Here is a 26136-nt window from a genome sequence, read left to right on the forward strand (position 1 = left end):
GGCTGGCGCAGCGAGAACGCATCCGCTCCAGCGGACCTGCCGGTGCCGGTGCCGGCAGGCACGGGGCCCGCGCTGACGACGGCGGCAAACAGCTGGGCGGCCGTTCTTTCGATGGCGGTGGCCTGCGCGAGCTGCACGCCGAAGCCGCTGGCCTGCTCGATGGTGGAACGGTGCGCGTTGCTTCGTAGCGCCAGTGGCATCTGCGACGGCGTGACGGGCTGCTGGGTGATCAGCGAAGTCATCTTGATATCCGGGATGAAGGCTGGCGTACCAGCGACCGGGGCAGTATCCCGGCGGCCCGGCGGCGCAGCTTTCAGAATCGAACCACGCCCACTACGGGTGATCGGCTTCTGTCAAGCGTCGTTGCCATTCGGCGTGGGCGCGTGCGCTCCATCCTCTTCGGACACCTCATCGGCCTGGTGCCGCATGGCCTGCAGGTAGGCCTCCGCCCGCCCGCCCAGTTCACTGCCTGCGGCCCGCTCGGCCACGGACTGGAAGCACTCGCGAGCCTTGCGGACGCGTCCCAGCGCGAGATGGCATTGGCCGACATGGAACATCGGTCGATCGTCCTGCAGGTTCAGCGTCTGCGCCACGGCGTACATGCCGATGGCCTTGTCGTACTCCTTCTTCAGATGCAGCACCGCGCCCATGCCCAATGCATAGTCGGCGTTGTAGAAGTCATACAGGCAGAGGAACCGGAAGAACGTCTCGGCTTCGTCCAGCTGGCCGTTCTGGTAATAGCGGTGCGCAATGGCATACACCCCCTCCAACAGGTTGCTGTCCACGCCTTTGAGATCAGCCAGTGTCGCGCCGGCGCGCAGGCCTTCCAGGATCAGCCGGGTCACCTCGGCGCTGGCATCTTCGTGCGGCGCCTGGGCAGGATCTTTGTCGATCATTCGATACTCCTCATGAGGGGGGGGGAAATGCAGCATCACTGGGGCGGTGCGGCCGACGCATCGCTGTTGTCGGGGGCGCCGGCGCGCTCCACATCGCGCAGCCAGGCGATCAGGCGCATCACTGCATCGATCTGTTCGCTCTGGACGAAGCGGTAGCGGCGGCTGTTGAAGTACACCGCGCGGGCCAGGCGTACATCACGGACCACCGGAATCCCGTTGGCCTCGGCCAGCGCGATCACCTTGCGGGCACGGCGTCCTTTCTCGCGCACGGACACGAAGGGCATCATCGGACCTTCGTCCATGACGAAGATGCCGATGGCGATGTGTGTCGGGTTGGCCAGCACCACCTTGGAACCCAACGTGTCGGCCTGGACCTGCGCGGAAAGTTCGTCGGCGATGTCACGACGCCGTCGCTTGATCTCCGGCTTGGTCTCGTTGTCCTTGTGCTCGCGCTTCACCTCGTGTTTTTCCATCTTCATCTCACGGATGAAAAGCACGCGGTCCAGCCATCCGGCCAGCAGGTAGACCGGTGCCAGCGCGGCCAGCAGGCCCAGCCCGAACGACAGCGCACGCTGTGCCCATGCCGTGGCCAGCTGGGCGGGGGTGGCGCGTGCGAGCGCGAACAGATCAGGCCCCCACAGGCCGATCGCCAGCCAGCAGAACAGGGCGGTGCAGAGCAGATACAGCAGCGTCCGCACCAGGTCCTTGACCACTTTCAGTGAGAACAGGTTCTTGAAGCCGTTCACCGGGTTGAGCCGGTTGAGATCGATCCGCACCGCCTCGGCGGCGATGATGCCCCGGCTCATCCACAGCGACAGCAGGGCGATGGTCACCACGCTGATCAGCAGCACCGGCGCCAGGGCCACCAGCAGGCCCTTCAAGGCGGCCAGGGCAGCCAGCTGCGGGCTCAGGACGGTGGGGTGGCGGGCGATGTCCACATACAACGCGCCCACGCGGTCCAGCGAGCTCAGCAGCGCGATGGCGGGCAGGCCACCGAGCAGCACGGCCGCCGCGATGAGGTCGCGGCTGTTGTATGACTTGCCCTTGCGGCCCTCTTTCTTCAGCCGCTGCGGGGTCGGCTTTTCGGTTTTCTCCGCCGAACTCATGCGCCTGCGCCCGCGCCCGTGGCCAGGACCCGCAGCACCGGATACTGCTGCCAGAGCGCAGGCACCTGGCCGCTGATCGTCCCCATCAGATACACCAGCAGTGCCGCGAACGCGATGATCGACTTCACCGACAGGGACACGGAAAACGCGTTGAGCTGCTGCGCGAAGCGCGACAGGACCCCCAGCATGACCTCCACCAGGAACAGCAGAAGAATGACCGGTGCGGCCATGCGCAGGGCCGCCCCCAGCACCACGTCCATCAGGGTATGCAGACTGCCCGGAGCAGGAATGAAATCGGCACCGATCGGCACCACGGCATAGCTCTGCTGCAGCGCCTGCAGCAGGGGCAGCAGGCCGCCGGCGAGCAGGAACACCGCCGCGCTCATCATCTGCAGCAGGTTGGCCATCTCGGTGGCTTCCACGCCGCTGAGCGGATCCATCATGGCGCCCACGCCGGCACCGCGCTGGGTGTCGACCAGCGAGCCCATGGCATGGAAGACGTGGTATGGCAGGGCCAGCATCAGTCCCAGCGCGGTGCCGACCAGCGCTTCGCGGCCGGTGGCCAGTGCAAGTCCCAGCAGGCCGGCGGGGCGCGTTTGCAGTTCTGTCACGGGCCACAGTCCGACCAGGACCACCAGCGCGACGGCCACGCGCAGCAGGCGTGACGGAACGGCACCGGCGCCCAGGTACGGCAACCAGGCAAAGCAGGCCAGCAGACGCGTCAGGCCCAATGCGGCCGGGACCAGAAGGTCACTCAGGGCATGGATCAACTGCGCGTCAAGCGAAGGAACGGCCATGTGCAGTCAGACCCCCAGCGCGCGGCCGAAGGTCAGCAATCCGAAATCGATCAGCATCCGCGCCATCCATCCCATCAGCACCAGCACGGTGGCGACCACGGCCAGCATCTTCGCGCCGAAGGGCAGCGTCTGTTCCTGCAGCTGGGTGACTGTCTGGAACAGGCCCACCACCAGGCCCACCAGCGTGGCCACGATCACCGGCGCCGCCGAGAGCAGCAGCACCAGCAGCAGCGTGCGGTTGCCGATCATGATCAGTTCGTTCATGTGGGTGCCACATCCATGTACTGCTGGATCAGGCCCTGCGAGAGCAGGCTCCAGCCGTCCAGGACCACGAACAGGATCAGTTTGATCGGCGCGGAGATGGTCACCGGGCTCATCATCATCATGCCGAGCGCCAGCAGGATGCTGGACACGATCAGGTCGATCACGATGAAGGGCAGGTACAGGTAAAAGCCCATCAGGAAGGCGTCCTTCAGCTCGCTGAGGGCGTAGGCCGGCAGCAGCGCCGCCAGCGCGCGGTCCTCGCCTGCCGTACCCGGCGGCGATACCGCACTGCCATCGCTCGCACGCGCGCGCTCGAAGAAATCGAGCAGCTCGGGATCCGAATGCCGGGCCAGGTACGCCCTGTACTCCCCGAGGCTTTCATCCAGGAACTCCGCGGTGCCCTGCACGGTGGTCAACGGCGTGTCCAGCGCCTTGTAGGCCTCCTGCACACCGCTGACGATCGGGTGCATCACGTAGAACGCAAGGATCAGCGAGAGGGCGTTGATGACCATGTTGGACGGCACCTGCTGCAGCCCGAGCGCGTTGCGGATCAGGGTGAACACCACGGTGAACTTGATGTAGCAGGTTCCCACCGCCAGCAGGAACGGCAACAGCGCCGCCGCCGCCAGGACGGCAATCAACGACACATCGTTGTTGATGTGCATGACGCTCATGACAGACGGGGCACCCGGGTCAGGCGCACGCCCAGTGCATCGCCGACCTGCACGAGTTCGCCAACGGCGATCCGCACGTTACCCTGCAGCAGTTCCACCTGCTGGTAGGCCCCCGGTGGCAGCGCGATGAGGCTGCCTGGCTGCAGCGTGGAAATTTCGGCCACCGTCAGCGGCAACTCGCACAGCTGTACCTGCAGACCCAGCGGCAGGCTGCCAATGTCCAGTGGGGCGTCAAGCGCCTCGGTTGCCGGCGCAAGCGCCTCAGGCGCGGTGTGTTCGAACTGGTTCACGGTGATGGACTCCTCATGCAGCAGGTAATCAAAAAGCGGACGCGCGCCATGAAAGGCCCGCACATCGGTGCGGGTCATCAGCACGATGTCCCCACGCGCTAAGCGGCGCAGGCGGCCGGTGGCGCACCGGACGGTGCCCAGGCGCAGCGAAAGGCGCACCGCCAGGTCACCCCGCAGTGCGGTCGCCGCGGGCGCCACCGGCAGGGGCCCCTGCACCTGTTCGATCCAGACCAGGCCCTCGTCCGCGCGTACGGCGGGCAGTCGGGTCGCCGCGCAGGCGGCCCGTCCCAGGGGAAGTGCATGGTCATAGGCCAGGGCGGGATCGGTGAAGGTCACCGGCCACTCCACCGACGTCAGGCCGGCCGCGATGGCAGGGTCCATCGAGCGCCAGTCCAGCCCGGCCAGCCCGGGCAGATGGACCGCGGCCCAGGCGGCGGCCTCCACGTGGCACCGCAGCAGGCTGCCGGTCTGGCTCAACTGGAAGCTGATGCAGGGGGTGGCCGGGAGTGGGTGCAGCGGGGCCTGGACACCGTGCCGCGCCAATGCGACGGCGACTTCCTGGGCGGCAAGCGCCTGGCCGTCCACGGTAGCCAGCAGCGGAAATCGACTCATGCGTCCTCCTCTGCCGGCGGCGGCGGCGGTCGACGCTGTGGCGCATCGCCGGACGGATCGCTTGCCGCGATCCGCCAGACAGTTGCCTCGCCAGCGGCGCCCTCGCCGACCGAAGCGGTCTGCATGGCGTCGGTGACGGCGCCGCTCGTGCCACGCAGCGTGATGCCCTGGATCCCGGCCGCTGAAGCACCCGCCGGCGACCACGTCCCGATCACGGAGTGCCCCGTACCCCAGCTCTGGAATGGCACGGTGATGGTCGACGGCGAGGGGGGCGGGACCGCCTGACCGCTTGCGTGGCGCGCACCATCAGGGGGCGGCGGCACGACGACCGCCGCGCGCGCGTTGGGTGTGCCCGTCTGCCCGGTACCCCGTTCAGGCCCCGCAGTGATCAGCGCATTCAGGGCATCCTGACCATCGGTGGCACCTTTCGCACGCTCGCGGACGGCCGGGTCCGGCTCGGGGCCGGCAGGCATGGCGGGGGCGGCGATCGGCAGGCCGGCGTCGTCGGCGCGCTCGTTCAGAAAGGAAACGGGGGCGCGTTGGCCGACCTGCGGGCGCTCATCCGGCGTGGGTGCCGTCGACTGCGGTGCGGCTCCAGGGGCAGCCGGCACTGCGGGCGACGGCGGTGCCGGGGGCGTTCGCAGCGGGAGCGCATGGACAGCGGGCGATGCGCCTGCCGACGCCCGCGGCGTGGCACGCGAGGGCGCAGTGACAGGCGACGCGGGCGACCGCAGCGTCTCCACGTTTCCGTTTCCGTTTCCGTTTTCGTTTCCGGAAAGCACAGACACGGCAGCGCTCCGGGTGGCCCGCCCGTCCCGTGTTTGCGCAGCGGTTGACGGCGGCGGAGGCGTCGCCATCGTGGCGGCCGACATTGACGACGACGGCGGCGCAGCCATCGTGGCGGCCGAAGGAATCACCACACGGCGGCCCCCTGCCCTGGGACCGGGGTCGGGCAGGACGCTGTCGCTCCCCGCCGGGCGTTCTGCAGGCAGGGCGCAGGCGAGGCCCGCCATGGTCACGGCGGCGGGAGGACCAGGCAGGGCCTCGGTGGCCCGTTCCGCCCTGCCCGTCTCCAGCCGTGGAACCTGCATGAGCAATGGCATACGTCCCTGCGCGATGACGGCAAACACACCCGGCACGAGAGCATCGGCAGAGTCCGTGTGATCGTCCTTCCCGGGCGTGTCGGACCGGTCCTCGTCCATCGCCTCCACGCGCTCACGGAGCGGAACGACAGACGGGCCGGAAGGTGTCGTCACGGCGACAGGGTTGGGGCTCAGCGGAGTGATCGGCGCTGACATGGAAAATCCTCTTGTTCCTGGGTGTGGCGCTGGCGTTCTCGGCGCTGGCGGGTCTGAGCGCTGCGCAGGGAATGCCAATGCTGGAGCTTCTTTTCCTTCCGGTGATGCTGGTCGGCGGTCTGACGCGAACCCTCCGCAGCGGCTTCCAGCTGCCGGACCTCGGCGTCCAGTTCGGCCGCCACATGCGTGGACTCCAGTGCGTGCGCGCGTGCCACGGCCACGCTGCGCAGGCGGTCATACAGATCGCTGCGGCTCAGGCCCTGCTCGGGCAGCAGTTGGGCGTTGTCCAACGTGCCCTGCGCGGAAAGGCGCAGCGCGTCGGCCTCGGCCTGTCGCGCGGCGGCGGCCGCCCGCTGTGCCTGGGCCGCGGACAACGCGATGCGTGCCTGCGCCTGCTTGACCCGCATCAGGCGCGGTGCATGGCGTTCAGCGCGCGAGGTCATGCAGCTTCGCCTGGGTGTCGGCCCAGGCACTCCGTTCGTGGATGGGCTGGCGCAGGAAGGCGTCCAGCGCGGCTTCGCTGGCCACGGCCTGGTCGTAGACCGCGCTGACGCCGGGTTTGTACTCCCCCAGGTCGCGCATCAGGCGCAGGTCTTCCAGGGTGCCCAGCAGGCTCCGCACGCGCTGCGCGGCCTGCTGTTGATGGCGGTCGGCAAGCTGCGCGAACAGGCGGCTGCCACTGCGCAGGATGTCCAGCGCCGGGTAATGGCCCCGTCCGGCCAGCTGGCTGGTCAGATACAGATGGCCATCCAGCAGCGATTTCACTTCCTCCCCGATCGGGTCGGCGTCCTGTTCGTCTTCGAGCAGCACGGTGTAGAAGGCGGTGATGCTGCCCGCGTCCGTACGTCCGCTGCGTTCGAGCAGGCGTGGCAGCATCTCGAACACCGATGCAGGGAAGCCGCGGCGTGCCGGCGGCTCGCCCGCGCCGAGCGCCAGTTCGCGGAGTGCACGGGCATACCGGGTCACTGAATCCATCACCAGCAGCACCCGGTTACCCTGGTCGCGGAAGTATTCGGCGATGGTGGTGGCCACCAGGGCAGCCTGGCTGCGGACCGCCGGGGCGGTATCGCTGGTGGCCTGGACGATGATCATGCGCGCGGCCTGGGGTGATTGCCGCATGCGCTCGACCAGCGCGGCCACTTCGCGCCCGCGTTCACCGATCAGCGCCACCACGGCAACGTCCACCTCGGCATTGTCCAGCAGCATTTCCGAGAGCGTGGTCTTGCCCGCGCCGGCGCCGGCGAAAATGCCCACGCGCTGCCCTTCGCCACACGTGAGCAGCGCGTCCAGCGCGCGGATGCCGGTGCACAACGGCGTGTCGATCATCCGGCGGAGGCGGTAATCGATTGCCGGACGGCTGACCACGCACGCGACTTCGCCCCAGCCCTGCGCCGGCGCCAGGCGTTCGACCTCGCGTCCTTCGCCATCCAGCACGCTGCCGAGCATGCGGGGCGAGGCGTCCACCCGCGCCGGCGCTCCGGTCGGGAACACCAGGCAGCGCGGCGACAGGCCGGCGCTGTCGCGCAGCAGGCCGATGGAGGCCATGCCCTGTTCAAGCGCCACGACCGTGCCACGTCCGGCGTCCGTGTCGTCGCCCGCGCCCTGCTGCAGCCGGCACATCTCACCGATGGCAACCTGCGGCAGCGGCACGCGCAACATCGAACCGGCAATGGCGGCAGGATGCGCAGCGGGACGCCAGAGCGAACGCGGCAGGCTCATTTGATGGCCTGCAACCGGGAAAGACATTCGTGGAAGTCCTGCAGCGCTTCTGCCAGGCGCACTGGCTCGGTGGCGTACTCGTGCTGCAGCAGTCCGCCCGTACGGCCATCGGCCCGCAGGACCAGCGCACCGGCCTCCCAGTGAGGCGCCGGGCGGATCACCTCGGCCAGCAGCGCATCGGCGATCACGCCGCGGGCGTTCTCCTCAACCGGTTCGATCATGCCCCACAACCACACTTTCCCGTTGTCGACGGGGTCCAGGTAGATGTCGCCGACATCATCGAAGGACATCACGATGGTGGAGTGATCATCGAACTCATAAGCGGAAGAATCGGCACCGAGAGTATCCAGCGCCTGGCACAGGGTTTCTTTCAGGGTCATAGTGATCTCACGACATCAAGGGACACGGCGTCCGAAATCTCGGAAAACGACAGCACGGCGAGGGCAGGCAGCCGTGCCTCAACGAACCGCTTGACGAAACGCCGCACGTCCGGCGCCACCAGCAGCACCGTTTCCGGGCGGTGCGCCAGCAACGGTTCGAACACCAGTGCGATGCGGTCCAGCAGCTGGTCGGCCCTGGCAGGCTCCAGGTTGAGGAACGCGGCACCCTGGCTCTGGCGGATTCCCGAGCGCACCAGTTCCTCGGTCTCCGGGGCGAGCAACACGGCCGCGATGCGGTGGTCACGCGCATGCTGGGAAGAGATGTAGCGGGCCAGTCCGGCACGCACATGTTCCACCAGGAGGATGACGTCCTTCTCGCGCTGGCCCCACTGCGCCAGCACTTCGAGAATCACCTTCATGTTGCGGATGGACACCCCCTCACGCTGCAGGCGTTGCAGCACTTCGCTGACGCGCTGCACCGGCACGTGGCGGTGCACCTCCTTGAGCAGCTCAGGGAACCGCTTTTCCGTTTCATCCAGCAGATGCTTGGTCTCCTGGATGCCGAACAGCTCGCCGATGTTGCGCATCAGGGCGTCGTGGACGAGCAGCGCGAGTTCCTCGCGATCGCTTCGGCAGTCCACACCCATGGCCTGCAGCTGCGGCTGCATCGTGGCCGGTACCCAGTGCTGCGTCAGGCCGCGCGCGCTCGACAGCACAACGCCCTGCCCCTGATCCAGGCCGTTGAGCTCATCGCTGTCTGCAAGGGCGCGTACGTGGTCCAGCAGGACGCTGCCGGTCGCTGCGGTGATTTCGTTGATCATCACGGCTACCTCGTGGGCATCGCTTTCGCGCGCACGTGTCACCACGTAGGGCAGCTTCATGCCTGTCCTGAGGTGCAATGTCTGCCGCAGCTGGGCCTCCCAGCCCTCGGCCTTCCAGCGCTCATGCAGCAGGGGAGGCATCAGCAGCAGCAGGGGAATCGTTTCGTTGACCGGGCCGCCCTCCCCCGTCGTGTTCGTGGGGCTGCCATCCGCCTGCTTGGTGCCGTCGGGTGAGGCTTCGCCGCCGTTGCGGTCCACCCGCGCGCCCTGCCGGGCACGCCAGGCGGCCAGTGCGAACAGCGTGGCCGACAGGAGGACGAACACCAGCAGGGGGAAGCCGGGCAACAGGCCCACCAGCAACACCAGCGTGCCAGCGATCACCAGCACTTTCTGGCTGGAAAACAGTTCGCCGATGATGCTGGCGCCGAGATTCCCTTCCTCTCCCCCCACGCGGGTCACGACAAACCCCGCACTGATGCAGATCAGCAGCGCCGGGATCTGCGCGACGAGGCCATCACCGATGGTCAGAAGCGTGAACACGCGCAGTGCTTCGGAAAAGCCCATGCCCTGCTGCAGCATGCCCACCGCGATGCCACCGAACAGGTTCACGAACACGATCACGATGCCCGCGATCGCGTCGCCCTTCACGAACTTCATGGCGCCATCGTAGGAGCCGTACAGCTGGCTTTCCTTCTCCACCTCGCGCCGCCGCTTCTGCGCGGTCGCTGCATTGATGGATTCGGCACGCAGATCGGCATCGATGCCCATCTGCTTGCCGGGCATGCCGTCCAGCGAAAACCGCGCCACGACCTCGCCGATGCGCTCGGAGCCCTTGGTGATGACGATGAACTGCACCAGCGTGACAATCGCGAAGATGACGAAGCCGACCACCAGGTTGTCGGCGACCACGAACTCGCCGAACGCTGAAACGATGTGCCCGGCGTCGGCATCCACGAGGATCAGGCGGCTGGTGCTGACCGACAACGCCAGCCGCATCAGCGTGGTGAACAGCAGCACCGAAGGAAAGGTGGAGAAATTGAGGATGCGCTCGACATAGAACGAGCTCAGGAAAATCAGGATGGCGATCAGCAGGTTCAGCGCGATCAGCAGATCGACCAGGAAGGTGGGCAGCGGGACGATGAGCATGCCGATGATCACCGTCATCAGCACCACCAGCGCCAGCTCGGGCCGCAGCAGGGCGTGGGTCACCTGTCCAATGCCACCCCGGGGAGACGTGACGGCATTCATCAGACGGCCACCCAGCGGCGATCGCCGGCCGTGCCGCGTTCGTGGCGCATGGACTGGTCGAGCAACGCGTCCATGTCACCGAGCACGGCGGTCTGCGCCCCGATATCCGCCCACAGCGCGTGGGGCATGGCCTTCAGAAACCGGCGGATGCCCTGCAGCAGCCTCGCTTTGTCCTCGCTGGCCAAGGTGTAGCGGGCCTCGACGAACAGCGTGTCGACCAGGCTGCGGAAGCCCCCGCCACGGCGCAGCATCGTCAGCACGGCCAGCAGGAAGGCAGGCTGGTCCAGGCCGACGCGCTTGAAGATGTCCGCCTGCCAGCAGCACAGAAAAAGCAGGTGATCGGCCGAGCGCAGCGTCGTGAGCTGACGCACGCGCTGCAGGAGGGCACCAAACTCGCGCATCGAGCAGCTGGGATCCAGGGCGTACATGTCCGCCGCCAGCGCGCGTTCGATGAACTCGACGACCCGGCCGCGACGCTCGAAGCCGTACAGCCCGATCCAGGTCTCGTAGCTGTCCACCGGGGCCCCTTCGCCCAGGAACTCCCGGTAGCTGTGCCGCAGCTGGGCGGGTGTGGCCTTGAGTTGCGGTGCGTGCAGGCGAGCCTTCAGCGCGACGTTGAGGCCGGCGCGTACCTGCCTGCCGGGCAGTCCAGGCGGATCGAGCAGCTCATCGTGCAGTGACGCCAGGGTTTCGCGCATCACCTCCAGTTCGTCTTCGGCGAGCAGGACGCGCAGCACCGCGACCGCATCGCTCGGGTCGGGAAACAGCGCGACCAGCAGCGCGCGGATGGCCGCCTGGTCGCGCGAGGCCATCTGCTGCAGCTGCTGGCGCAGGGCGGCCACTTTCTCAGGGCCCTTGGGCTCCAGCACGTGGTCCATCCATGCAACATCGCGGGCCTCGGTGCCGTCGCCCTCGGCCGAGCGCGTGCGACGCAGGCTCGACCGCAGCGCGGACAGATCATCGTTGATATCGAAGGCCTGCTGCAGCTCGGTTTTGCGCAGCGCCTGCGAGCGGCTGCCAACGGACTCGTGCTCCGCGACCGGCCTCTGCGTTTCCTGCAGCGGCGCCTGGCGGGGCGTCAGGGGCTGCGCCACCGTGGTATCAATGCGCAGCATCGAGAGCCCCCCGGACGCTGTCGCTCACACGCTGCAGATGCTCAGGCAGCGGCTGCCGCAGACCCTCGAGCGCGTTGAACCCGGCGTCCTGCAGGAGATCGGTCGCGGCCCGTACACGCGGCTGGATCAGGAACACGCGCACGGTGTCCAGGTTGCGCGAGGCACGGCTGCGGAAGACGCTGCCGATCCAGGGAATACGGCTGAGGCCCGGAATCGCGCTGCCGTCGCGCGACTGTTCCTGTCGCGTGTAGCCGCCAACCAGCAGGCTCAGGCGATGCGGCACCCGGGCCACGGTATCGATGGTGGTGCGGTTGATCACCGGCAGGCCTTGCACCTGCTGGTTGCTGGCGGTGCCATCTTCGATCTTGAGCTGCATTTCGACTTCGTCGCTTGCCGAAACCCGTGGCAGGACGCTGACCAGCGTGCCGTAGGTCACAGCCTCCAGCGAGGCGGCGCGCTCAGCCTCCAGCTTGGCGTAGAACGTGCTGTTGCTGTCGAAGTGCGCCATGACGTTCTCCTGCGTCAGCAGCACGGGACGCGAGACGATGCTGGCGTGCCCACGCTCGGACAGTGCCGTCACCGAGGCCAGGAACCGCTCCCCGTCCAGCGTGGAGGTGCGGGCATTGAAGCCCACGCCGAGCCGTCCACTGATGCCGACTTCCCCGGTCCACTGCACCCCGAGTTCATCGAGCTGGGTCTTGTGCAGGTCGATGATCCACAGCGAAAGCTCGATCTGCTTGCGCGGCAGATCGAGTTCGGTCACCAGTTGCTTCACTTTCCGGATCCCATCGAGCGTGCCGCGCACGATCAGGCTGTTGGTCTCCGGATAGGCCACGACGATGGTTGGCGGCGTGTCCGTGCCGGCGCCACGTGCGGGCGCGTTCCCACCGGCGCCGGGTTCGGGTGGGCGTTCCTGGCGCAGCGTCCGTGCGAGGTCGCTGGAGGGGTCCAGTGCGGGCTCGGGCTCGACGGCGGGGCGCACCACGATCCTGTTCGAGCCGGAATCACCGAGCACCTGCGCCAGCGTTTCGGCCATGCCCGGCAGGAAGGTGTCCTGGCCCCGCATGCCATAGCGACGGCCGCGCGCGAAACTGTTCTGCAGCGCGATCACGTCCACGTGCACCGCGCGCGCATCCGCGCCGCGGTAGAGCTCGTCCAGGTAGCGTGCCGCGTTGAGTACGATGTCCACATAGACCGGCGGCCCGGAGACGTAGAACGTGCCGTCGCCGCTGCTGCCGCGCACGGCATAGCGGGAATCGGCCAGCTGCGCGCGTTGCAGGAAATCATTCAGCACCGCGATCGAGGCATGCTGCATGTGTCCAACGGCATTGCGGGTTTCGCCCGCGTCATACACATAGAGCGTCTGGCTGTCGCTGTACCACACCAGGCCCAGGTCGCGCGTGAGCTGGTCCAGTACCTGTCGGGGCTCGCGCAGTGGGAAGCTGCCGTCCACCCGCTTCTTCTGCGCGCGCGTGCTGACGATGACCGGCCGCTTCATCTGCGCGGCAATGGACTGCAGCAGCAGGGTCACGCCATCGCCGCGCGAGACGAAGGTCGTGTCCGCCGAAAGGTCGCCGCGGCGGGTGATCGGGGTGTGCTCCAGGGGTACCTGGGCCGAGGCAGCCGGATCGGGCTGCTGGGCCGCGACGGCAGGACTGCCTGCGAGCAGCGCGAGCAGTGCGGGAGCAAGGACGATGCGATTCACGGGGCGTGTACGTGCTGGAAGATGGCGCTGGGCGAGCGTCCGAGCAGCGCCTTGATCTCGCTGCAGAAATGCGAGGGGGAGGAAAAACCGAAATCGGAGGAAAGGCGGGTGAACGTATGGCCCGTATCCGCGTGGCGATGCAGCACGCGGCCGGCACGCAGCAGGCGCAGCTGCTCTTTGAGCGAGCGCCCGAACGCCTTCCGGCCGATGCGGCGGAACTGCGCCACGGACAGGCCGTAGCGGTCGGCCAGCTGCTGCACGCCCAGATCCGGGTGCTCCAGCACGAAGCGGATGAGCTGGTAGGGCTCGCGTGTGGCCCAAAGCGAGGCGGCCATCAGGAAAGCGGGGGCGCCATCGAGCAGCGCCCTGACCAGCCACTGGTGCGCGGTCGCGGCGTCGTTGAAATCGCCCTCGGCCACGAGTGCGGCCGGCTGCCGGCGGTCGCGCGGCAACGGTCGCTGCAGGCCGGTGACATGATCGTGGAAGGCCAGCAGCCGCAACATCTCGGGCGGCACCGCCAGGCGCTGCGCGCCCGGGCTGTGCACATGCAGCGGGCGGTCACCCGAGGACAGGATCAGCGTGCACCCGCCAGGGATGGCCTGCGTGAACCGTGTGGCGAGCGTGCCGCCATCGACGTTGACACCGACTTCGCGGTCGGCAGCAATCAGAAGAGTGGATTCACCCCGCGGCAGGAGCCAGCGGGCAGGCTCCTGCGCAGGATGGGCGCTGACGGAAGGAGAGAGGACATTGGACATGAAGCAGATGTTCTTGCGTCATGCGCCATCGGGCTATGAGCCGAATTGCGTTTCGTGCCGTGGATGGGCGGCGCCTTGAGCCGCCGCACATCCTGCCGCGCCTGCTGTTACAGCTGCGCCAGCGAAGCCACCGCATCGAAGCGGTCGGCGAGCCGCTTCAGCAGCGCCAGGCGGTTGCCGCGCACCGCCGCATCGTCAGCGTTGACCATCACCTGGTCGAAGAACGCATCCACCTGCGGCCGCAGCCGCGACAGGCGGGCCAGCACGCTCACGTAGTCCTTCTGGTGCAGGCTCGCGCCGGTGTCATCGATGGCCGCAGCCACCGCTTCGGCCAGCGCGCGCTCGGCGTCTTCCTGCAGCAGTGCCGGATCGATCTGCCCGGGAATCTCGACGTCGGCCTTGCGCAGGATGTTGCCGATGCGCTTGTTCGCCGCCGCCAGCGCCGGTGCTTCCGGCAGCGCCGCGAACGTGCCGATCGCGTCAACACGACGATCGAAGTCATACAGCGAGGCCGGTTTCAGTTCGGCCACCGCGCTGAAGTGCGCCGCCGGCACGCCCTTGTCGGCGTAGTAGCCGCGCAGGCGCTCCAGGATGAAATCGTACAGCTCGCCCACATCGGCCTGCACATTGCGCGGCTGCAGTGCGGCGTTGGCCTGTTCCAGCAGCGCGCGCAGGTCCAGGTCGAATCCGCTCTCGATGATCGTGCGGGCCAGGCCCAGCGCATTGCGGCGGAGCGCGAAGGGGTCCTTGTTGCCGGTCGGCCTGAGGCCGGCGGCGAACCCGCCCGCCAGCGTATCGGCACGCTCGGCGATCGCCAGCACCTTGCCCAGTGGTGACAGCGCGATGTCGTCACCCCCGAAACGCGGCTGGTACGCCTCATCGATCGCCAGCGCCACCTCCGGCGTTTCACCGCCGGTGACCGCGTAGTGCCGCCCGGCAATGCCCTGCAGCTCCGGAAACTCATTGACCATGCGCGACTGCAGATCATTCTTGGCCAGCTGTGCGGCGCGTGCCGCCTGGGCAGGCTCGGCGCCCACCTGGGCGGCCACGGCCTCGGCCAGTGCGGTCACCCGGGCCACCTTGTCCGCCACCGTGCCGAGCCTGGCCTGGTAGGTCACCGTCTTCAGGCCCTCGCCCATCGCCGCCAGACCCTGCTTGAGGTCTTCATCGAAGAAGAAGCGGGCATCGGCGAAGCGCGGACGGATGACCCGCTCGTAGCCCTTGGCCACTTCGGATACATCCTTGGACTCGATGTTGGCGATACCGATGAACTGCTCGGTCAGCTTGCCGCTGCCATCAAGCACCGGGAAGAACTTCTGGTTGACCTCCATGGTCTCGATCAGCGCTTCCTGCGGCACGGCCAGGAAATCACGCTCGAAGCTGCACAGCACCGCGGCCGGCCACTCGACCAGGTTCACTACCTGGCCCAGGTTGTCCTCGGTGATGCGGGCGCTGCCGCCGGCCTTCGCGGCCGCCGCCTGCACCTGGGCCACGATGCGCTCGCCGCGCTCCTGCGGATCCACCAGCACCTGCGCCTCGCGCAGCGCCACCACGTAGTCCTGCGGCTGTGCCAGCCGCACGGTGCGATCGTGGTGGAAGCGGTGGCCGCGCGTGGTCCGGCCGGCCTGCAGGCCGAACAGTTCGGCCTCCACGATGTCCGGGCCGTGCAGCAGCACCAGCCAGTGCACCGGGCGCGCGAAGCCCCACGTGTGGTCACCCCAGCGCATCGGCTTGGGGATGGGCATGCCCGCGATCGCCTCGCGCAGGATCTCCGGCAGCAGCGTCGCCGTACGCGCGCCCGGCGTCACCGCACGGTGGACGAAGCGTTCGCCCTTCGCATCGGCGGTCTTTTCCAGAGCCGTCCAGTCGATGCCTGCCTTGGCTGCGAAACCCTGCAGCGCGCGGGTCGGCTGGCCTTCGGCATCCAGGGCGATGTTGAGGTATGGACCCAGCACTTCGCTGTGCTGTTGCGGCTGCTCCATGCCCACGCCCGGCAGCAGCACGGCCAGGCGTCGCGGGGTGGACAGCGGCCGTGCATCGCCCAGCTCCAGGGCAACGCCGCGCTTGCGCAGGCCATCCACAATGCCATCGAAGAAGGCCTGGGCCAGGCCCGGCAGGGCCTTGACCGGCAGTTCTTCGGTGCCCAGTTCGATCAGCAGGGGAGAGAGTTGGCTCATCGGTTCGATCCTGTAGAGGGCGCAGCGCGCAACGCGCCGGCGCCCGGGTGTTCGGGGAAGTTGGAGACTCAGGCCTTCGCTTTCGCGCCCGGGAAACCCAGTTTCTCTCGCTGCTCGTAGTAAGCCTTCGCCACCGCCTGGGCCAGCGCGCGGACGCGCAGGATGTAGCGCTGGCGCTCGGTCACGCTGATCGCGCGGCGCGCATCGAGCAGGTTGAAGGCATGGCTGGCCTTGGTCACCTGCTCATAGGCCGGCAGCGGCAACCCGACGTCGACCAGCTTCTTCGCCTCGCGCTCGCAGGCGTCGAAGCGGTGGAACATTTCTTCCACGTCGGCATGCTCGAAGTTGTAGGTGCTCTGCTCCACCTCGTTCTGGTGGTACACATCGCCGTAGGTCACCGGCGTCCCGTCGGGCCCGTAGGTCCAGACCAGGTCATAGACGTTGTCGCAGTTCTGCAGGTACATGCACAACCGTTCCAGGCCATAGGTGATCTCGCCCAGGACCGGGCGGCATTCCAGTCCACCGGCCTGCTGGAAGTAGGTGAACTGGGTCACCTCCATGCCATTGAGCCAGACTTCCCAGCCCAGGCCCCAGGCGCCGAGCGTCGGTGATTCCCAGTTGTCCTCGACGAAACGCAGGTCGTGCACCAGCGGATCGATGCCCAGTGCCTTGAGCGAATCCAGGTACAGCTGCTGGATGTTGTCCGGCGCCGGCTTCATCGCCACCTGGTACTGGTAGTAGCGCTGCAGCCGGTTCGGATTTTCGCCGTAGCGGCCGTCGGTCGGGCGACGCGAAGGCTGGACGTAGGCGGCGTTCCAGGTTTCCGGACCGATCGCGCGCAGGAACGTGGCGGGGTGGAAGGTGCCGGCACCCACTTCCAGATCGAGCGGCTGGATCAGCACGCAGCCCTGCTGCGCCCAGAACTGGTTGAGGGTCTGGATCAGGCCCTGGAAGGTGATTCGAACGGTCGGGGTCGCGGACATGCGGTCGTTTCTTGGCCTGCCATGGGGGTGCGCTAGTATAGCGAGCGACCGCCACCGGGCGTGGGCGGCTTCCCGCTGCCGTGTCCGGCCTGCCTGCCTGCGGTAAGCGCTAACTGGAGCCCGGCCGATGCAGCAGTTTCCTACCACGCCTCCCTTGCCGGGCCCGCCGCTGCCCCCGGGACGGCTGGATTTCGAGCAGGTCGCCGCGGCATTGCTCGGTGACGGCCTGGTGGCCGTACAGGACCGCGAACGCGTGCGCTTTTCAGCGAGCGGGGCGAAGAACGCCAGCGAGGTGCACCCGCTGGTGCTGCTGGCCAACCTGAAGTTGGCGGCCAGCGACGGGGGCGAACTGGGCCTGGAGCGCCTGAGCGAGTGGCTGGCCCGGCGTACCGGCACGCGCTACCTGCGCATCGACCCGACCCGCGTGGACGTGGCCTCGGTGACCGCGCTGGTCTCGCACGCATACGCCCGCCGCCATCGCTTCCTGCCCCTGGCGGTGGACAGCGAACGCGTGCTGGTGGCCACCAGCGAACCGCTCGCGCAGGAGTGGCGCCGCGACCTTCAGCACCTGAGCCGGCGCCCCATCGAACTGGCGATGGTCAACCCGCTCGACCTGCACCGCTATACGATGGAGTTCTTCGGCGTGACCCGCTCGGTCCGGGGCGCGCGTGGCGACGTCCGTGCCGAAGCAGCCGGCAGCCTGCCCAGTTTCGAGCAGCTGGTGGAGCTGGGCCGCGCCGGTGATGTGAACGCCGATGACCACCACATCGTGCACATCGTGGACTGGCTGCTGCAGTACGCCTACGAACAGCGCGCCTCGGACATCCATCTGGAACCGCGGCGTGAGATGGGCCGCATGCGCTTTCGCATCGATGGCGTGCTGCACAAGGTCTTCGAGGTACCGCCGGCGGTGATGACCGCCGTGGTCAGCCGCATCAAGGTGCTCGGGCGCATGGACCTGGCCGAGCGGCGCCGCCCGCAGGACGGCCGCATCAAGACCCGCTCACCAGGCGGGCGGGAGGTGGAAATGCGCCTGAGCACCATGCCCACCGCGTTTGGCGAAAAGTGCGTGATGCGCATCTTCGATCCGGATGCCGCCTTCAAACCGGTCCATGCCCTGGGGTTCAGCCCGCAGGAAGCGGCCGGATGGAACGCGCTGGTGGCCCAGCCACACGGGATCGTACTGGTCACCGGCCCCACCGGCTCGGGCAAGACCACCACGCTGTACTCCACGCTGAAGCGGCTCGCCACGCCGGAAGTGAACGTGTGCACCGTCGAGGACCCGATCGAGATGATCGCGCCGGAATTCAACCAGATGCAGGTGCAGGCCAACATCGATCTCGATTTCGCCAGCGGCGTGCGCACCCTGCTGCGCCAGGACCCGGACATCATCATGATCGGTGAGATCCGCGATCTGGAAACCGCGCAGATGGCCGTGCAGGCCTCGCTGACCGGGCACCTGGTGCTGTCCACGCTGCACACCAACGATGCCCCCTCGGCCATCACCCGTCTGCTGGACCTGGGCGTGCCGCATTACCTGCTCGCCTCCACGCTCAACGGCATCCTGGCGCAGCGCCTGGTGCGCACCCTCTGTCCCCACTGCAAGGTGCCACAGGTGCTGCAGACGGCTGATTGGGACGTCCTGGCTGATGGCCAGATGGCATATCCAGATGACGCCACGCCGCACCGGCCGGTGGGTTGCGTGGAGTGTCGGCGTACCGGTTATCTCGGCCGGATCGGGCTGTATGAGCTGCTGCCATTGGGTCTGCGGCTGCGTCGACGGATCCGCGCGGACATGGATCCGGCCGAATTCACGCGTGCGGCGCGGGCTGAAGGACTACGCACATTGCGACAGGCCGGCCTTGAAAAGGTCGCCCTTGGGCTGACTACAATCGAGGAAGTACTGACCGTCGTGCCACCTCCCGATGAACCCGTTGCCCTTCCTGATCATTGAAACCGGCCGTCCGCTGGCGTCCCTGCGACGCTACGGACGGTTCCCGCACTGGATCCGCGTCGCGGCCGGGCTCGGCGACAGGGATACCGTGGTGGTCGACGCCGAGGGCGGCGAACCGCTGCCCGATGTAGAGGCCTTTGCCGGCATCCTGGTGACCGGGTCGGCCGCCTACGTCACCGACCGCGCGGACTGGAGCGAGCACAGCGCCGGCTGGCTGCGCGATGCGGTGCATGCGGGCACGCCGGTGTTCGGCATCTGCTACGGCCACCAGCTGCTGGCGCATGCGCTGGGCGGACAGGTGGACTACAACCCCGCCGGCCGGGAATCAGGAACCATCGAGCTGTCGCTGGAACCGGCCGCAGCGGCCGATCCGCTCTTTGCCGGGCTTCCCGTCCGCTTTCCCGCCCACGCCACGCACCTGCAGACCGTGCTGCGCGCACCGGCTGGCGCCGCGGTCCTGGCGCGTTCGGCTCTCGATGGGTGCCAGGCCTTCCGCTGGGGCGAGCACGCGTGGGGGGTGCAGTTCCACCCGGAGTTCGCCACCCATCACATGCGCGGGTACGTGCGCGCACGCGCGCAGTGCATCACGCGCCATGGCGGCTGCGCGCGCAGCATCGAGCGGGCGGTCACCGCCGCCCCCCTGGCACGCCAGCTGCTGCGCCGTTTCGTGCGCCATGCTTCAGGTGCGACGCGCGTAAAACAGGGATAATCGGCGACAGCGGAGCGCAGGTTCCGCCCCTTCCCCGTGGTTCGGAATGATATGAGCGAGATTCGCAAGTTGCCGGCGTCCGCCGGCGCGGAATGGTTGCTGGCCGGCTTCGCGCTGCTGCGCAAGGCGCCGATGGGCCTGGGTGCGCTGGGCATGCTGTGGGCGGCCGGCGCCCTGCTGCTCACCGCCATCGGTGCCACGGTGCCGGTGCTGGCGCTGCCGGCCCAGCTGATCATGGCACTGGCCGGACCGCTGGCTTTCGGTGGCCTGGTGTGGGCCGCCCGTGAAGTCGATCTCGGCCGTCCTGCCCAGCCCGGCCATCTGCTGCAGGGGCTGCACGACGGTCGCGCACCGCATCTGCTGGTCGCATTGCTGCCACAGCTGATCGCCGGCCTGGTGCTGGGCATCCTGCTGCTGCTGCTGATCGGGTCGCAGGGGCTTACCCAGCTGAGCGAGGTGATGACGCGCCTCAACGAAATCAGCCAGTCCGGCGCATCCGCCAGTCCGGCAGAGATGGAAGCCCTGGCCGCCAGCCTGCCGGCCGGCCGCATCCTGCTGTGGCTGCTGTGCGTGCTGGCCGTGTTCATCGCCGTCGCACTGGCGCTTTTCACGCTCTCCCCGCAGGTGATGTTCGAGCAGCGTGGGGGCTGGCAGTCCCTTCGGCTGAGCCTGCGCGCCTGCCTGCACAACGTGCTGCCGATGCTGCTCTTCTTCCTGCTCTCGTTCGTTTCGGTGTTCGCCGTGTACTTCCTGGTGATGATCGTGGCGATGATCGCCCAGCTGCTTGGCGGGGCGCTGCTGGCGCTGGTGGTCGCGCAGATCCTGCTGATGGGCGTGGTGATGCCGGTGTTCGCCGGTGCGGTCTACACCGCCTGGAAGCAGATGTTCGGGCACCGGGATGCGCCTGCGGCGGTGCCTGTCGGCCCTTCGAGCGTGTTCCACGCCTGAGCCGGCGCAGGTGGGGATGACGCCGGGCCCTTTTCCCGGCGCCTACTGGTCGGTGCGACCGGTCTGCGCCTGGCCGGAGGGCGCGCGTACCAGCCACCGCGCCGCGTGGATGCCCAGCTCGTAGAGCAGGCACATCGGCAAGGCGAGCATCAGCTGCGAGACCACATCGGGCGGTGTCAGGACGGCCGCCAGCACGAAGATGCCGACGATCGCGTAGCCGCGGCCTTCCTTGAACTGCGCCGGGCTGACCCAGCCCAGCAGGGTCAGGATCACCATGGCGACGGGTAGTTCAAAGCTGGCGCCGAAGGCGAAGAAGATCGCCAGTACGAAGTCCAGATAGGCGTTGGCATCCGGCGTGATCGCGATGACATCCGGCCGGAACGTGGTCAGGAAATGGAAGACCGCCGGCAGCACCAGGAAGTAGGCGAACGCACAACCGATGTAGAAGAGCAGCACCGAAGACGCGAGAATCGGCACGGCCAGGCGCTTTTCGCGCGCATAGAGCCCGGGCGCCACGAAGGCCCACAGCTGGTACAGCAGCCAGGGCGCAGCGGCGAACACGGCCACGAAGAAGGTCAGCTTCAGCGGTGCGAAGAACGCACCCGCCGGATTGATGGCGATCATCGACTGACCGTTCGGCAGTTGCGAGATCAGCGGCTCGGCAACCTGCGTGTACAGCCACCGGCTGAAGGGCAGCAGCGCTACCAGGATCATCCCCAGTCCTGCCAGTGCCCGCACCAGGCGGCCACGCAGTTCGATCAGGTGTTCGACCAGCGAGCTTTCGCCGAATTCCGCCTCGCTCATGCCTGGTCCTCCCGCCTGGGCGCGGTAACGGGCGCGTGGGGCGCGTGCACGCCATCCAGGGCCGGATCGATCACCAGCGGCTCGGGTGGCATCGTGTCGGGCGCGGGCCCGCCAGCGGACGCTGTAGCCTGCGTGGGCGCGTCGCCACGTACTTCATCGGCCAGCGCGCGGCCGGACGCATCCAGTGTCTGCGCATGCCGGCGTGCGGCTTCACCACTGGCGCGCAGCTCGTTGCCGGTTTCCTGCATCGACTGCCGCACCTCCTGCATCTGGCGCTTGATGTCCTCGGCGTGCAGTTCGCGCTCCAGCTCCTGCTTCACCGAGTCCCACTGATTGCGCGCACGTCGCACCCACAGCCCGGCGAACCGGGCCGCCTTGGGCAGCCGTTCTGGACCGAGAACCACCAGGGCCACGACGGCGATCACCAACAGTTCGCTGAACCCGATATCAAACACGCAACGCCTCCGGATCAGCGCGGCGTGCGGTCGTTCTCATCCCGGGTGCTGCGCTCGGCATCGTGAGGACGCGTTTCGTCGCCCAGCTGTCGATCCTCGTCACGCATGCCTTTCTTGAATTCCTTCACTGCCGAACCGAGGTCTTTGGCACCGCTGGTGAGCCGCTTGGTGCCGAACACCAGCAACACCACGGCCAGAACGATGAGCCAATGCCAGATGCTGAAACTGCCCATGAGGTGTCCGCCGCTTTATCTGAGTTGGAACGGTCAGCATAGCGCACCGCCCTGGGCGCGGCGCGCGTGCTGGAAGTCAGTTTCCGCCCAGTGTCTCGGTGCGGATTTCTCCCTCGGTCACCGGCTGGAAGCCCTGCTGCGGTGCGGGTTGGGCGGGCCCGGTCTGCAACGGAACGGTCGTCGCTTCCTGCGCGGGCGGTGGCGTGACAACCGGTGCGGCGGCGGCCGCGGCCGCGCGTGGCGCCTCGTTCGCGGCGCCGGCCGTGCCCCGGTTGCTGCGTGCCGAGTAGGTCGCCTCTTCAAGGCGATCGCGGAACGCCACCACATCCATCGATGGCGCGCCGGGCAGGCGGCCTTCGAAAATCATCCGCGGCGTGGTGCGCGTGCCGTAAGCGTCGAGGTTGGCCTCATCATCGATCTGCAGCACGGCGCCATCCAGCGCGACGCCGGCAAACAGTCCGCGCGCGCGCGACCAGGACCAGATTTCGGCCTTCAGCTGGCCATCGGTGGCGGCCGAGGCGTTGCGGCCCACCGGGCCGGCTGCCACGCCGGCATCAGCGCCAAGGGTGAATTTGCCGTTGACCAGGTTGTCCAGGCTGCGGTCGTTGCGGAACACCAGCACGATGTCGGAGGACTGCACGCCGGCCTGGAAGCCGATGCTGCCGCCGGTGAGCTTCATGAAAACCGGATTGGACCAGCTGCCATCGGGGTTTTTCACCGACATCAGGCCGTGCCCACGGCGACCACCGATCACCAGGCCGGCCTTGATCGTGTCGGGGATGACGATGACAGCGCGTCCCTCGTCCAGCAGTTTGTCCGGAATGCCCTGTTCGGGCATGCCCTGGATCTCGGTCAGCACGCGCACCGCGTTGCGGGCACGCTGATCCTCCTGGGGGCCAGCGAGCGCGGTCTGGCTGGACAGCATGAGGCCGGCCGTGACCAGCAGGGTAAGGCGTAGACGACGCATGGCGGACTCCGTATCTGTAGACGAAGAAGATAGCGCAAGAGCCTGAACGTAAGGGCGCGGTCATGAATCACCGATGAGCCGAACCCGTCAGCGATAGACGCCAGCGATTGCCTCGAGTGAGCGGTTTTCCGCCGCCACTCCTGTGGATCGGCGACAATGGGCCATGCACACTGCACCTCAAACCGCTGTGCTGGCGGTCAACCTCGGCACACCTGAAGCGCCGACCGCCCCGGCGGTACGCCGTTACCTCGCCGAATTCCTGTCTGATCGGCGCGTGGTGGCCATTCCCGCGCTGTTCTGGAAGCCCCTGCTGTACGGGGTGATTCTTCCCCTGCGTGGCAAGCGGTCCGCTGAGAAGTACGCGCAGGTCTGGATGGACGGCGGTTCACCGCTCTGGGTGCATACCCGGAATCTGGCCCATGCCATGCAGTCCTGCATGCCGACGCGCACTGTGCGCGCGGCCATGCGCTACGGGCGCCCGGCGCTGGGCGATGAACTGGACGCGCTCGTAGCCGCGGGCGTGAAGCGCGTGGCCGTTCTTCCGCTCTATCCGCAGTATTCCACCACGACCACGGCCTCCATCGAAGATCTACTGGAGCGCTGGCAGCGCCGGAACCCGGAGATGTCCGTCGCGCTGATCAGGGACTATCCGGTCCATCCGGCGTGGGTCGAGGCGGTAGCCGCATCCATCCGGCGCTGGTGGGACCAGCACGGGCGCGGGGAAATGCTGATGTTCTCTTTCCACGGCATTCCGCAGCGGGTCGCCAATGCCGGCGATCCCTACCCCCAGCAGTGCCAAGCCAGTGCGGCAGCCATTGCGGCGGCACTGGGGCTGTCTGCGGATCAATGGCAGATGGGCTATCAATCGCGTTTCGGCAGCGAGAAATGGCTGCAGCCCTACGCCGAACCCCGCCTGTGGGCGCTTGCCGAGCGTGGCGTCAGACAGATCGATGTCGTCTGTCCCGGATTCGCCACCGACTGCCTTGAAACGCTGGAAGAGGTCGCACTGGGGTTCACCCACACTCTGGCCGAACGCGGCGCGCAGATGCGCTACATTCCCTGCCTCAATGACCATCCCGACCACGCGGCCGCTCTGGCGGAACTGGCCGAGAACGCGCTGCAGTGAGGGTGGACGCGTTGGACCTGCAGGTGGCAGGCCGCCAGGTCAGCGGATTGCGCCGCCGCGCAGCCGGCCCGCGCGTGCTGGCACTGCACGGTTGGCTGGACAACGCGGCCAGCTTCCTGCCGCTGCTGCCGCACCTCCCCGGGCTGGACATCGTGCTGCTCGATCTCCCTGGCCATGGCCTGAGCGACCACCTCCCGGCCGGTGCGGACTACACCCCGGCCTCCGCCATCGCCCACGTGCTGGATGTGGCCGACGCCCTGGGCTGGGAGCGCTTCACGCTTCTTGGTCACTCCCTGGGTGCCGGCATTGCCACCATGGTGGCTGCGGTGTCCGAGCGCGTGGAACGGTTGATCGCCATCGAAGCCCTGGGTGGACTGCGCGGTGCTGAGAATGAAACCGCGCAGCGACTACGCGAGCACCTGCAGGCCCGCCGGCAACAGCCGCGGCCGTTGCGCGTGTTCCCGAACCTGGCGGCCCCCGTGCGGGCACGCATGATGCTCAACCAGTTGAACGAGCCGAACGCCCGGCTGCTGGTGGAACGGGGCCTGCGCGAAGTTGACGGGGGTTACAGCTGGCGCACCGACCAGCGGCTGATGTGGCCCACCGCCGTGCGCCTGACCGAGGGCCAGATCGATGATCTGCTGCGTGCGATCGCCTGCCCGGTCCAGGTCATCTACGCCACGCCGGCGCAGCCTTATTACCCCGAACCCTTGCGCTCCGCGCGCTTGGGGCACCTGCGCGACGGCCGCCTGGCCATCCTGCCGGGGAGTCATCACGTGCACATGGAAGCCTGCGAGGCGGTAGGGGAAATCATCGCGGCGTTCATGAGGGACACTCAATCGGACTGACCGATTGATGGAAGTCATCGTTAAGGCGTAACTGATAAACCTAAGTCGAAGAACGCGACGCGTCACTCGATCCGGAGTCCAGTCATGCCGCACACGGTCCCCGGCCCATCCCGTGCTCCAGGGGTGGCGCCACTCCAGCAGATTTCGCCGGTCTCTCCCTGCTCTGAAGGTGCGCCCCAGCCGCAGGGCCCACTGGGGACCAACGGCCTATTGAGCGGTCCACGCAATGCGCCAGGAGCCGACAGGGGGGTCTCCGGGACGTTCGGCAAGGTCCGCTTGTCCACCGCAGGCGCGGGCGCGCTGCCTGTGTGCATCCACAATGCAGGCACGGCTCGTGCGACCTGCGCGAGTGCGTCAAGCGTGCGAGCTGGCCAAGCGTCGGCAACGGCGCCGTTTCAGCCCGCGTTGTCCCGGCCTGCCGTTGGTGTACCTGAGAGCGTGGCGTCGATCATGGTGCAGCGGCTGATCGACACCACGATTTGCGCCAGCCTGGCCGGAAGCGGCCCGCAGGCGGCTCACGCAGACTGTCCACGTGCGCTGCTCCACGCTTGGCTGACCTTCTGCGATGCCCTGGTCGCGGCAGCCTGTGCGGACACACCTATCTGGTTCAGTGACGTGAGTGAGCGGGCGCCAGAGGCGGTAAAGGCAGAGCTGACGCGCATCGCGCACCGATCGCTTGAAGACATTCTTTCGACCGCCCGCTTCAAGCCTCATCTGCAGTCCTCTGCGCTCATGGCCCCGCTGAGAGCACCGATCAAGCAATGGCTCGCGCTGCACGTGGCCGAACTTCAACACGCAGGTGCGGCGCAGGGACGCATCGATGCGCAAGCCGGCGCGAACTATCTTCGCCAGATGGACGCTTTGCTTGAGTTACCGCTGCTCGATATCGTGAAAAACGGCACCCTGCGGTGCCTGCTCAGCGCAATCGCCATCCTTCCCACGGCGACTGTATCGAACCGTTCCGTGCAGGCATAAAAAAACCCCGCTGCGTGAGCAGCGGGGTTTTGGGTGTAAACCCTGGCGATGACCTACTCTCGCATGGCTTGAGCCACACTACCATCGGCGCAGCTGCGTTTCACTTCCGAGTTCGGGATGGGATCGGGTGGTTCCACAGCGCTGATTTCACCAGGGAGACGTTTGGAGCGTGCAGGCGTGCCTGGGGCAGCCGCACCGTCTCGCGTTTGGTCTTGTGACGTAGCTTGCGTTTGCATATCGATCGACATGTCATGTCGGCCAAGGCAACTTGAGGTTA

Annotated in this window: 26 protein-coding genes and 1 rRNA gene; 6 read left to right on the forward strand and 21 right to left on the reverse strand. The window is 67.6% G+C overall.

What is annotated here, in order from left to right; genetic code table 11:
- Positions 1-353: 353 nt before the first annotated feature.
- The 16 genes from FHY09_RS16055 to glyQ form a co-directional block, all read right to left on the reverse strand.
- Positions 354-896 carry a SycD/LcrH family type III secretion system chaperone gene (locus FHY09_RS16055; RefSeq protein ID WP_166927917.1) on the reverse strand — a complete coding sequence of 181 codons (543 nt, stop codon included), beginning with the start codon at positions 894-896 and terminating at the stop codon, positions 354-356.
- Positions 897-931: 35 nt separating this feature from the next.
- Entirely contained in the window at positions 932-2002 is a 1071-nt protein-coding gene (locus tag FHY09_RS16060; RefSeq protein WP_166927918.1) for an EscU/YscU/HrcU family type III secretion system export apparatus switch protein, read from the reverse strand.
- Positions 1999-2799: a type III secretion system export apparatus subunit SctT gene (sctT, locus tag FHY09_RS16065; protein ID WP_166927919.1), complete on the reverse strand. Its 801-nt coding sequence runs from the start codon at positions 2797-2799 to the stop codon at positions 1999-2001. Before sctT ends, FHY09_RS16060 begins: the two co-directional genes overlap by 4 nt.
- Before the next feature lie 6 nt (positions 2800-2805).
- Positions 2806-3063 carry a type III secretion system export apparatus subunit SctS gene (sctS, locus tag FHY09_RS16070; protein WP_166927920.1) on the reverse strand — a complete coding sequence of 86 codons (258 nt, stop codon included), beginning with the start codon at positions 3061-3063 and terminating at the stop codon, positions 2806-2808.
- Positions 3060-3728 carry an EscR/YscR/HrcR family type III secretion system export apparatus protein gene (locus FHY09_RS16075; protein WP_208407965.1) on the reverse strand — a complete coding sequence of 223 codons (669 nt, stop codon included), beginning with the start codon at positions 3726-3728 and terminating at the stop codon, positions 3060-3062. The genes sctS and FHY09_RS16075 overlap by 4 nt, the downstream gene beginning before the upstream one ends.
- Before the next feature lie 5 nt (positions 3729-3733).
- Positions 3734-4639 carry a FliM/FliN family flagellar motor switch protein gene (locus FHY09_RS16080; protein ID WP_166927921.1) on the reverse strand — a complete coding sequence of 302 codons (906 nt, stop codon included), beginning with the start codon at positions 4637-4639 and terminating at the stop codon, positions 3734-3736.
- Complete coding sequence (locus tag FHY09_RS16085) at positions 4636-5937, reverse strand: hypothetical protein (RefSeq protein WP_166927922.1); 1302 nt, start codon at positions 5935-5937, stop codon at positions 4636-4638. Before FHY09_RS16085 ends, FHY09_RS16080 begins: the two co-directional genes overlap by 4 nt.
- Entirely contained in the window at positions 5913-6380 is a 468-nt protein-coding gene (locus tag FHY09_RS16090; RefSeq protein ID WP_166927923.1) for a hypothetical protein, read from the reverse strand. The genes FHY09_RS16085 and FHY09_RS16090 overlap by 25 nt, the downstream gene beginning before the upstream one ends.
- Positions 6364-7656, reverse strand: a complete 1293-nt coding sequence (locus tag FHY09_RS16095; protein ID WP_166927924.1) for a FliI/YscN family ATPase — start codon at positions 7654-7656, stop codon at positions 6364-6366. The genes FHY09_RS16090 and FHY09_RS16095 overlap by 17 nt, the downstream gene beginning before the upstream one ends.
- Entirely contained in the window at positions 7653-8036 is a 384-nt protein-coding gene (locus FHY09_RS16100; protein WP_166927925.1) for an InvB/SpaK family type III secretion system chaperone, read from the reverse strand. Before FHY09_RS16100 ends, FHY09_RS16095 begins: the two co-directional genes overlap by 4 nt.
- Positions 8033-10105 (reverse strand): EscV/YscV/HrcV family type III secretion system export apparatus protein, encoded by a 2073-nt coding sequence (locus FHY09_RS16105; protein ID WP_166927926.1) that lies wholly within the window; start codon positions 10103-10105, stop codon positions 8033-8035. Before FHY09_RS16105 ends, FHY09_RS16100 begins: the two co-directional genes overlap by 4 nt.
- Complete coding sequence (sctW, locus tag FHY09_RS16110) at positions 10105-11220, reverse strand: type III secretion system gatekeeper subunit SctW (protein ID WP_166927927.1); 1116 nt, start codon at positions 11218-11220, stop codon at positions 10105-10107. The genes FHY09_RS16105 and sctW overlap by 1 nt, the downstream gene beginning before the upstream one ends.
- Positions 11207-12925 (reverse strand): type III secretion system outer membrane ring subunit SctC, encoded by a 1719-nt coding sequence (gene sctC, locus FHY09_RS16115; protein WP_166927928.1) that lies wholly within the window; start codon positions 12923-12925, stop codon positions 11207-11209. Before sctC ends, sctW begins: the two co-directional genes overlap by 14 nt.
- Positions 12922-13680 (reverse strand): helix-turn-helix domain-containing protein, encoded by a 759-nt coding sequence (locus FHY09_RS16120; RefSeq protein ID WP_166927929.1) that lies wholly within the window; start codon positions 13678-13680, stop codon positions 12922-12924. Before FHY09_RS16120 ends, sctC begins: the two co-directional genes overlap by 4 nt.
- 107 nt (positions 13681-13787) lie before the next feature.
- On the reverse strand, positions 13788-15857 hold the full coding sequence (gene glyS, locus FHY09_RS16125) for a glycine--tRNA ligase subunit beta (protein ID WP_166927930.1): 2070 nt from the start codon (positions 15855-15857) through the stop codon (positions 13788-13790).
- Positions 15858-15925: 68 nt separating this feature from the next.
- Positions 15926-16840 carry a glycine--tRNA ligase subunit alpha gene (glyQ, locus tag FHY09_RS16130; RefSeq protein WP_166927931.1) on the reverse strand — a complete coding sequence of 305 codons (915 nt, stop codon included), beginning with the start codon at positions 16838-16840 and terminating at the stop codon, positions 15926-15928.
- A 127-nt stretch (positions 16841-16967) separates the two neighbouring features.
- Here glyQ and FHY09_RS16135 point away from each other — a divergent pair, with 127 nt between their 5' ends.
- From FHY09_RS16135 to FHY09_RS16145, 3 genes are read left to right on the forward strand one after another with little or no spacing between them, the layout of a single operon-like run.
- The gene (locus tag FHY09_RS16135) at positions 16968-18794 is read left to right on the forward strand and encodes a GspE/PulE family protein (protein ID WP_166927932.1); all 1827 of its coding nucleotides are present in this window, start codon (positions 16968-16970) and stop codon (positions 18792-18794) included.
- Positions 18766-19503 (forward strand): glutamine amidotransferase, encoded by a 738-nt coding sequence (locus FHY09_RS16140; protein ID WP_166927933.1) that lies wholly within the window; start codon positions 18766-18768, stop codon positions 19501-19503. Before FHY09_RS16135 ends, FHY09_RS16140 begins: the two co-directional genes overlap by 29 nt.
- A gap of 51 nt (positions 19504-19554) precedes the next feature.
- Positions 19555-20451 carry a BPSS1780 family membrane protein gene (locus FHY09_RS16145; protein WP_166927934.1) on the forward strand — a complete coding sequence of 299 codons (897 nt, stop codon included), beginning with the start codon at positions 19555-19557 and terminating at the stop codon, positions 20449-20451.
- Between the two features lie 42 nt (positions 20452-20493).
- Here the strand turns inward: FHY09_RS16145 and tatC are convergent, their stop codons facing one another.
- The 4 genes from tatC to FHY09_RS16165 form a co-directional block, all read right to left on the reverse strand.
- Positions 20494-21255, reverse strand: a complete 762-nt coding sequence (gene tatC / locus FHY09_RS16150; protein WP_166927935.1) for a twin-arginine translocase subunit TatC — start codon at positions 21253-21255, stop codon at positions 20494-20496.
- Entirely contained in the window at positions 21252-21710 is a 459-nt protein-coding gene (gene tatB / locus FHY09_RS16375) for a Sec-independent protein translocase protein TatB (protein ID WP_456362846.1), read from the reverse strand. The genes tatC and tatB overlap by 4 nt, the downstream gene beginning before the upstream one ends.
- Before the next feature lie 14 nt (positions 21711-21724).
- The gene (gene tatA / locus FHY09_RS16160) at positions 21725-21943 is read right to left on the reverse strand and encodes a Sec-independent protein translocase subunit TatA (RefSeq protein ID WP_166927936.1); all 219 of its coding nucleotides are present in this window, start codon (positions 21941-21943) and stop codon (positions 21725-21727) included.
- A gap of 76 nt (positions 21944-22019) precedes the next feature.
- The gene (locus tag FHY09_RS16165) at positions 22020-22910 is read right to left on the reverse strand and encodes a lipid-binding SYLF domain-containing protein (protein ID WP_166927937.1); all 891 of its coding nucleotides are present in this window, start codon (positions 22908-22910) and stop codon (positions 22020-22022) included.
- Between the two features lie 163 nt (positions 22911-23073).
- Between FHY09_RS16165 and hemH the strand changes: the two genes are divergently transcribed.
- The 3 genes from hemH to FHY09_RS16180 all read left to right on the forward strand — a co-directional run bounded on the left by hemH (position 23074) and on the right by FHY09_RS16180 (position 25859).
- Positions 23074-24036: a ferrochelatase gene (gene hemH / locus FHY09_RS16170; RefSeq protein WP_166927938.1), complete on the forward strand. Its 963-nt coding sequence runs from the start codon at positions 23074-23076 to the stop codon at positions 24034-24036.
- A complete protein-coding gene (locus tag FHY09_RS16175) occupies positions 24033-24884 on the forward strand; it encodes an alpha/beta fold hydrolase (protein WP_456362847.1) in 852 nt (283 codons plus the stop codon). Before hemH ends, FHY09_RS16175 begins: the two co-directional genes overlap by 4 nt.
- A 438-nt stretch (positions 24885-25322) precedes the next feature.
- Entirely contained in the window at positions 25323-25859 is a 537-nt protein-coding gene (locus FHY09_RS16180; RefSeq protein ID WP_166927939.1) for a hypothetical protein, read from the forward strand.
- A 40-nt stretch (positions 25860-25899) separates the two neighbouring features.
- Here the strand turns inward: FHY09_RS16180 and rrf are convergent.
- Positions 25900-26014: ribosomal RNA gene (rrf, locus tag FHY09_RS16185) — 5S ribosomal RNA — on the reverse strand.
- Positions 26015-26136 lie beyond the last annotated feature (122 nt).

The sequence above is a fragment of the Xanthomonas sp. 60 genome (genome assembly GCF_011761925.1).

Coding starts and splice junctions, on each gene's coding strand:
- FHY09_RS16055 (WP_166927917.1), bottom strand. CDS start 896: ATGATCGACAAAGATCCTGCCCAGGCGCCGCACGAAGATGCCAGCGCC.
- FHY09_RS16060 (WP_166927918.1), bottom strand. CDS start 2,002: ATGAGTTCGGCGGAGAAAACCGAAAAGCCGACCCCGCAGCGGCTGAAG.
- sctT (WP_166927919.1), bottom strand. CDS start 2,799: ATGGCCGTTCCTTCGCTTGACGCGCAGTTGATCCATGCCCTGAGTGAC.
- sctS (WP_166927920.1), bottom strand. CDS start 3,063: ATGAACGAACTGATCATGATCGGCAACCGCACGCTGCTGCTGGTGCTG.
- FHY09_RS16075 (WP_208407965.1), bottom strand. CDS start 3,728: ATGCACATCAACAACGATGTGTCGTTGATTGCCGTCCTGGCGGCGGCG.
- FHY09_RS16080 (WP_166927921.1), bottom strand. CDS start 4,639: ATGAGTCGATTTCCGCTGCTGGCTACCGTGGACGGCCAGGCGCTTGCC.
- FHY09_RS16085 (WP_166927922.1), bottom strand. CDS start 5,937: ATGTCAGCGCCGATCACTCCGCTGAGCCCCAACCCTGTCGCCGTGACG.
- FHY09_RS16090 (WP_166927923.1), bottom strand. CDS start 6,380: ATGACCTCGCGCGCTGAACGCCATGCACCGCGCCTGATGCGGGTCAAG.
- FHY09_RS16095 (WP_166927924.1), bottom strand. CDS start 7,656: ATGAGCCTGCCGCGTTCGCTCTGGCGTCCCGCTGCGCATCCTGCCGCC.
- FHY09_RS16100 (WP_166927925.1), bottom strand. CDS start 8,036: ATGACCCTGAAAGAAACCCTGTGCCAGGCGCTGGATACTCTCGGTGCC.
- FHY09_RS16105 (WP_166927926.1), bottom strand. CDS start 10,105: ATGAATGCCGTCACGTCTCCCCGGGGTGGCATTGGACAGGTGACCCAC.
- sctW (WP_166927927.1), bottom strand. CDS start 11,220: ATGCTGCGCATTGATACCACGGTGGCGCAGCCCCTGACGCCCCGCCAG.
- FHY09_RS16120 (WP_166927929.1), bottom strand. CDS start 13,680: ATGTCCAATGTCCTCTCTCCTTCCGTCAGCGCCCATCCTGCGCAGGAG.
- glyS (WP_166927930.1), bottom strand. CDS start 15,857: ATGAGCCAACTCTCTCCCCTGCTGATCGAACTGGGCACCGAAGAACTG.
- glyQ (WP_166927931.1), bottom strand. CDS start 16,840: ATGTCCGCGACCCCGACCGTTCGAATCACCTTCCAGGGCCTGATCCAG.
- FHY09_RS16135 (WP_166927932.1), top strand. CDS start 16,968: ATGCAGCAGTTTCCTACCACGCCTCCCTTGCCGGGCCCGCCGCTGCCC.
- FHY09_RS16140 (WP_166927933.1), top strand. CDS start 18,766: ATGAACCCGTTGCCCTTCCTGATCATTGAAACCGGCCGTCCGCTGGCG.
- FHY09_RS16145 (WP_166927934.1), top strand. CDS start 19,555: ATGAGCGAGATTCGCAAGTTGCCGGCGTCCGCCGGCGCGGAATGGTTG.
- tatC (WP_166927935.1), bottom strand. CDS start 21,255: ATGAGCGAGGCGGAATTCGGCGAAAGCTCGCTGGTCGAACACCTGATC.
- tatA (WP_166927936.1), bottom strand. CDS start 21,943: ATGGGCAGTTTCAGCATCTGGCATTGGCTCATCGTTCTGGCCGTGGTG.
- FHY09_RS16165 (WP_166927937.1), bottom strand. CDS start 22,910: ATGCGTCGTCTACGCCTTACCCTGCTGGTCACGGCCGGCCTCATGCTG.
- hemH (WP_166927938.1), top strand. CDS start 23,074: ATGCACACTGCACCTCAAACCGCTGTGCTGGCGGTCAACCTCGGCACA.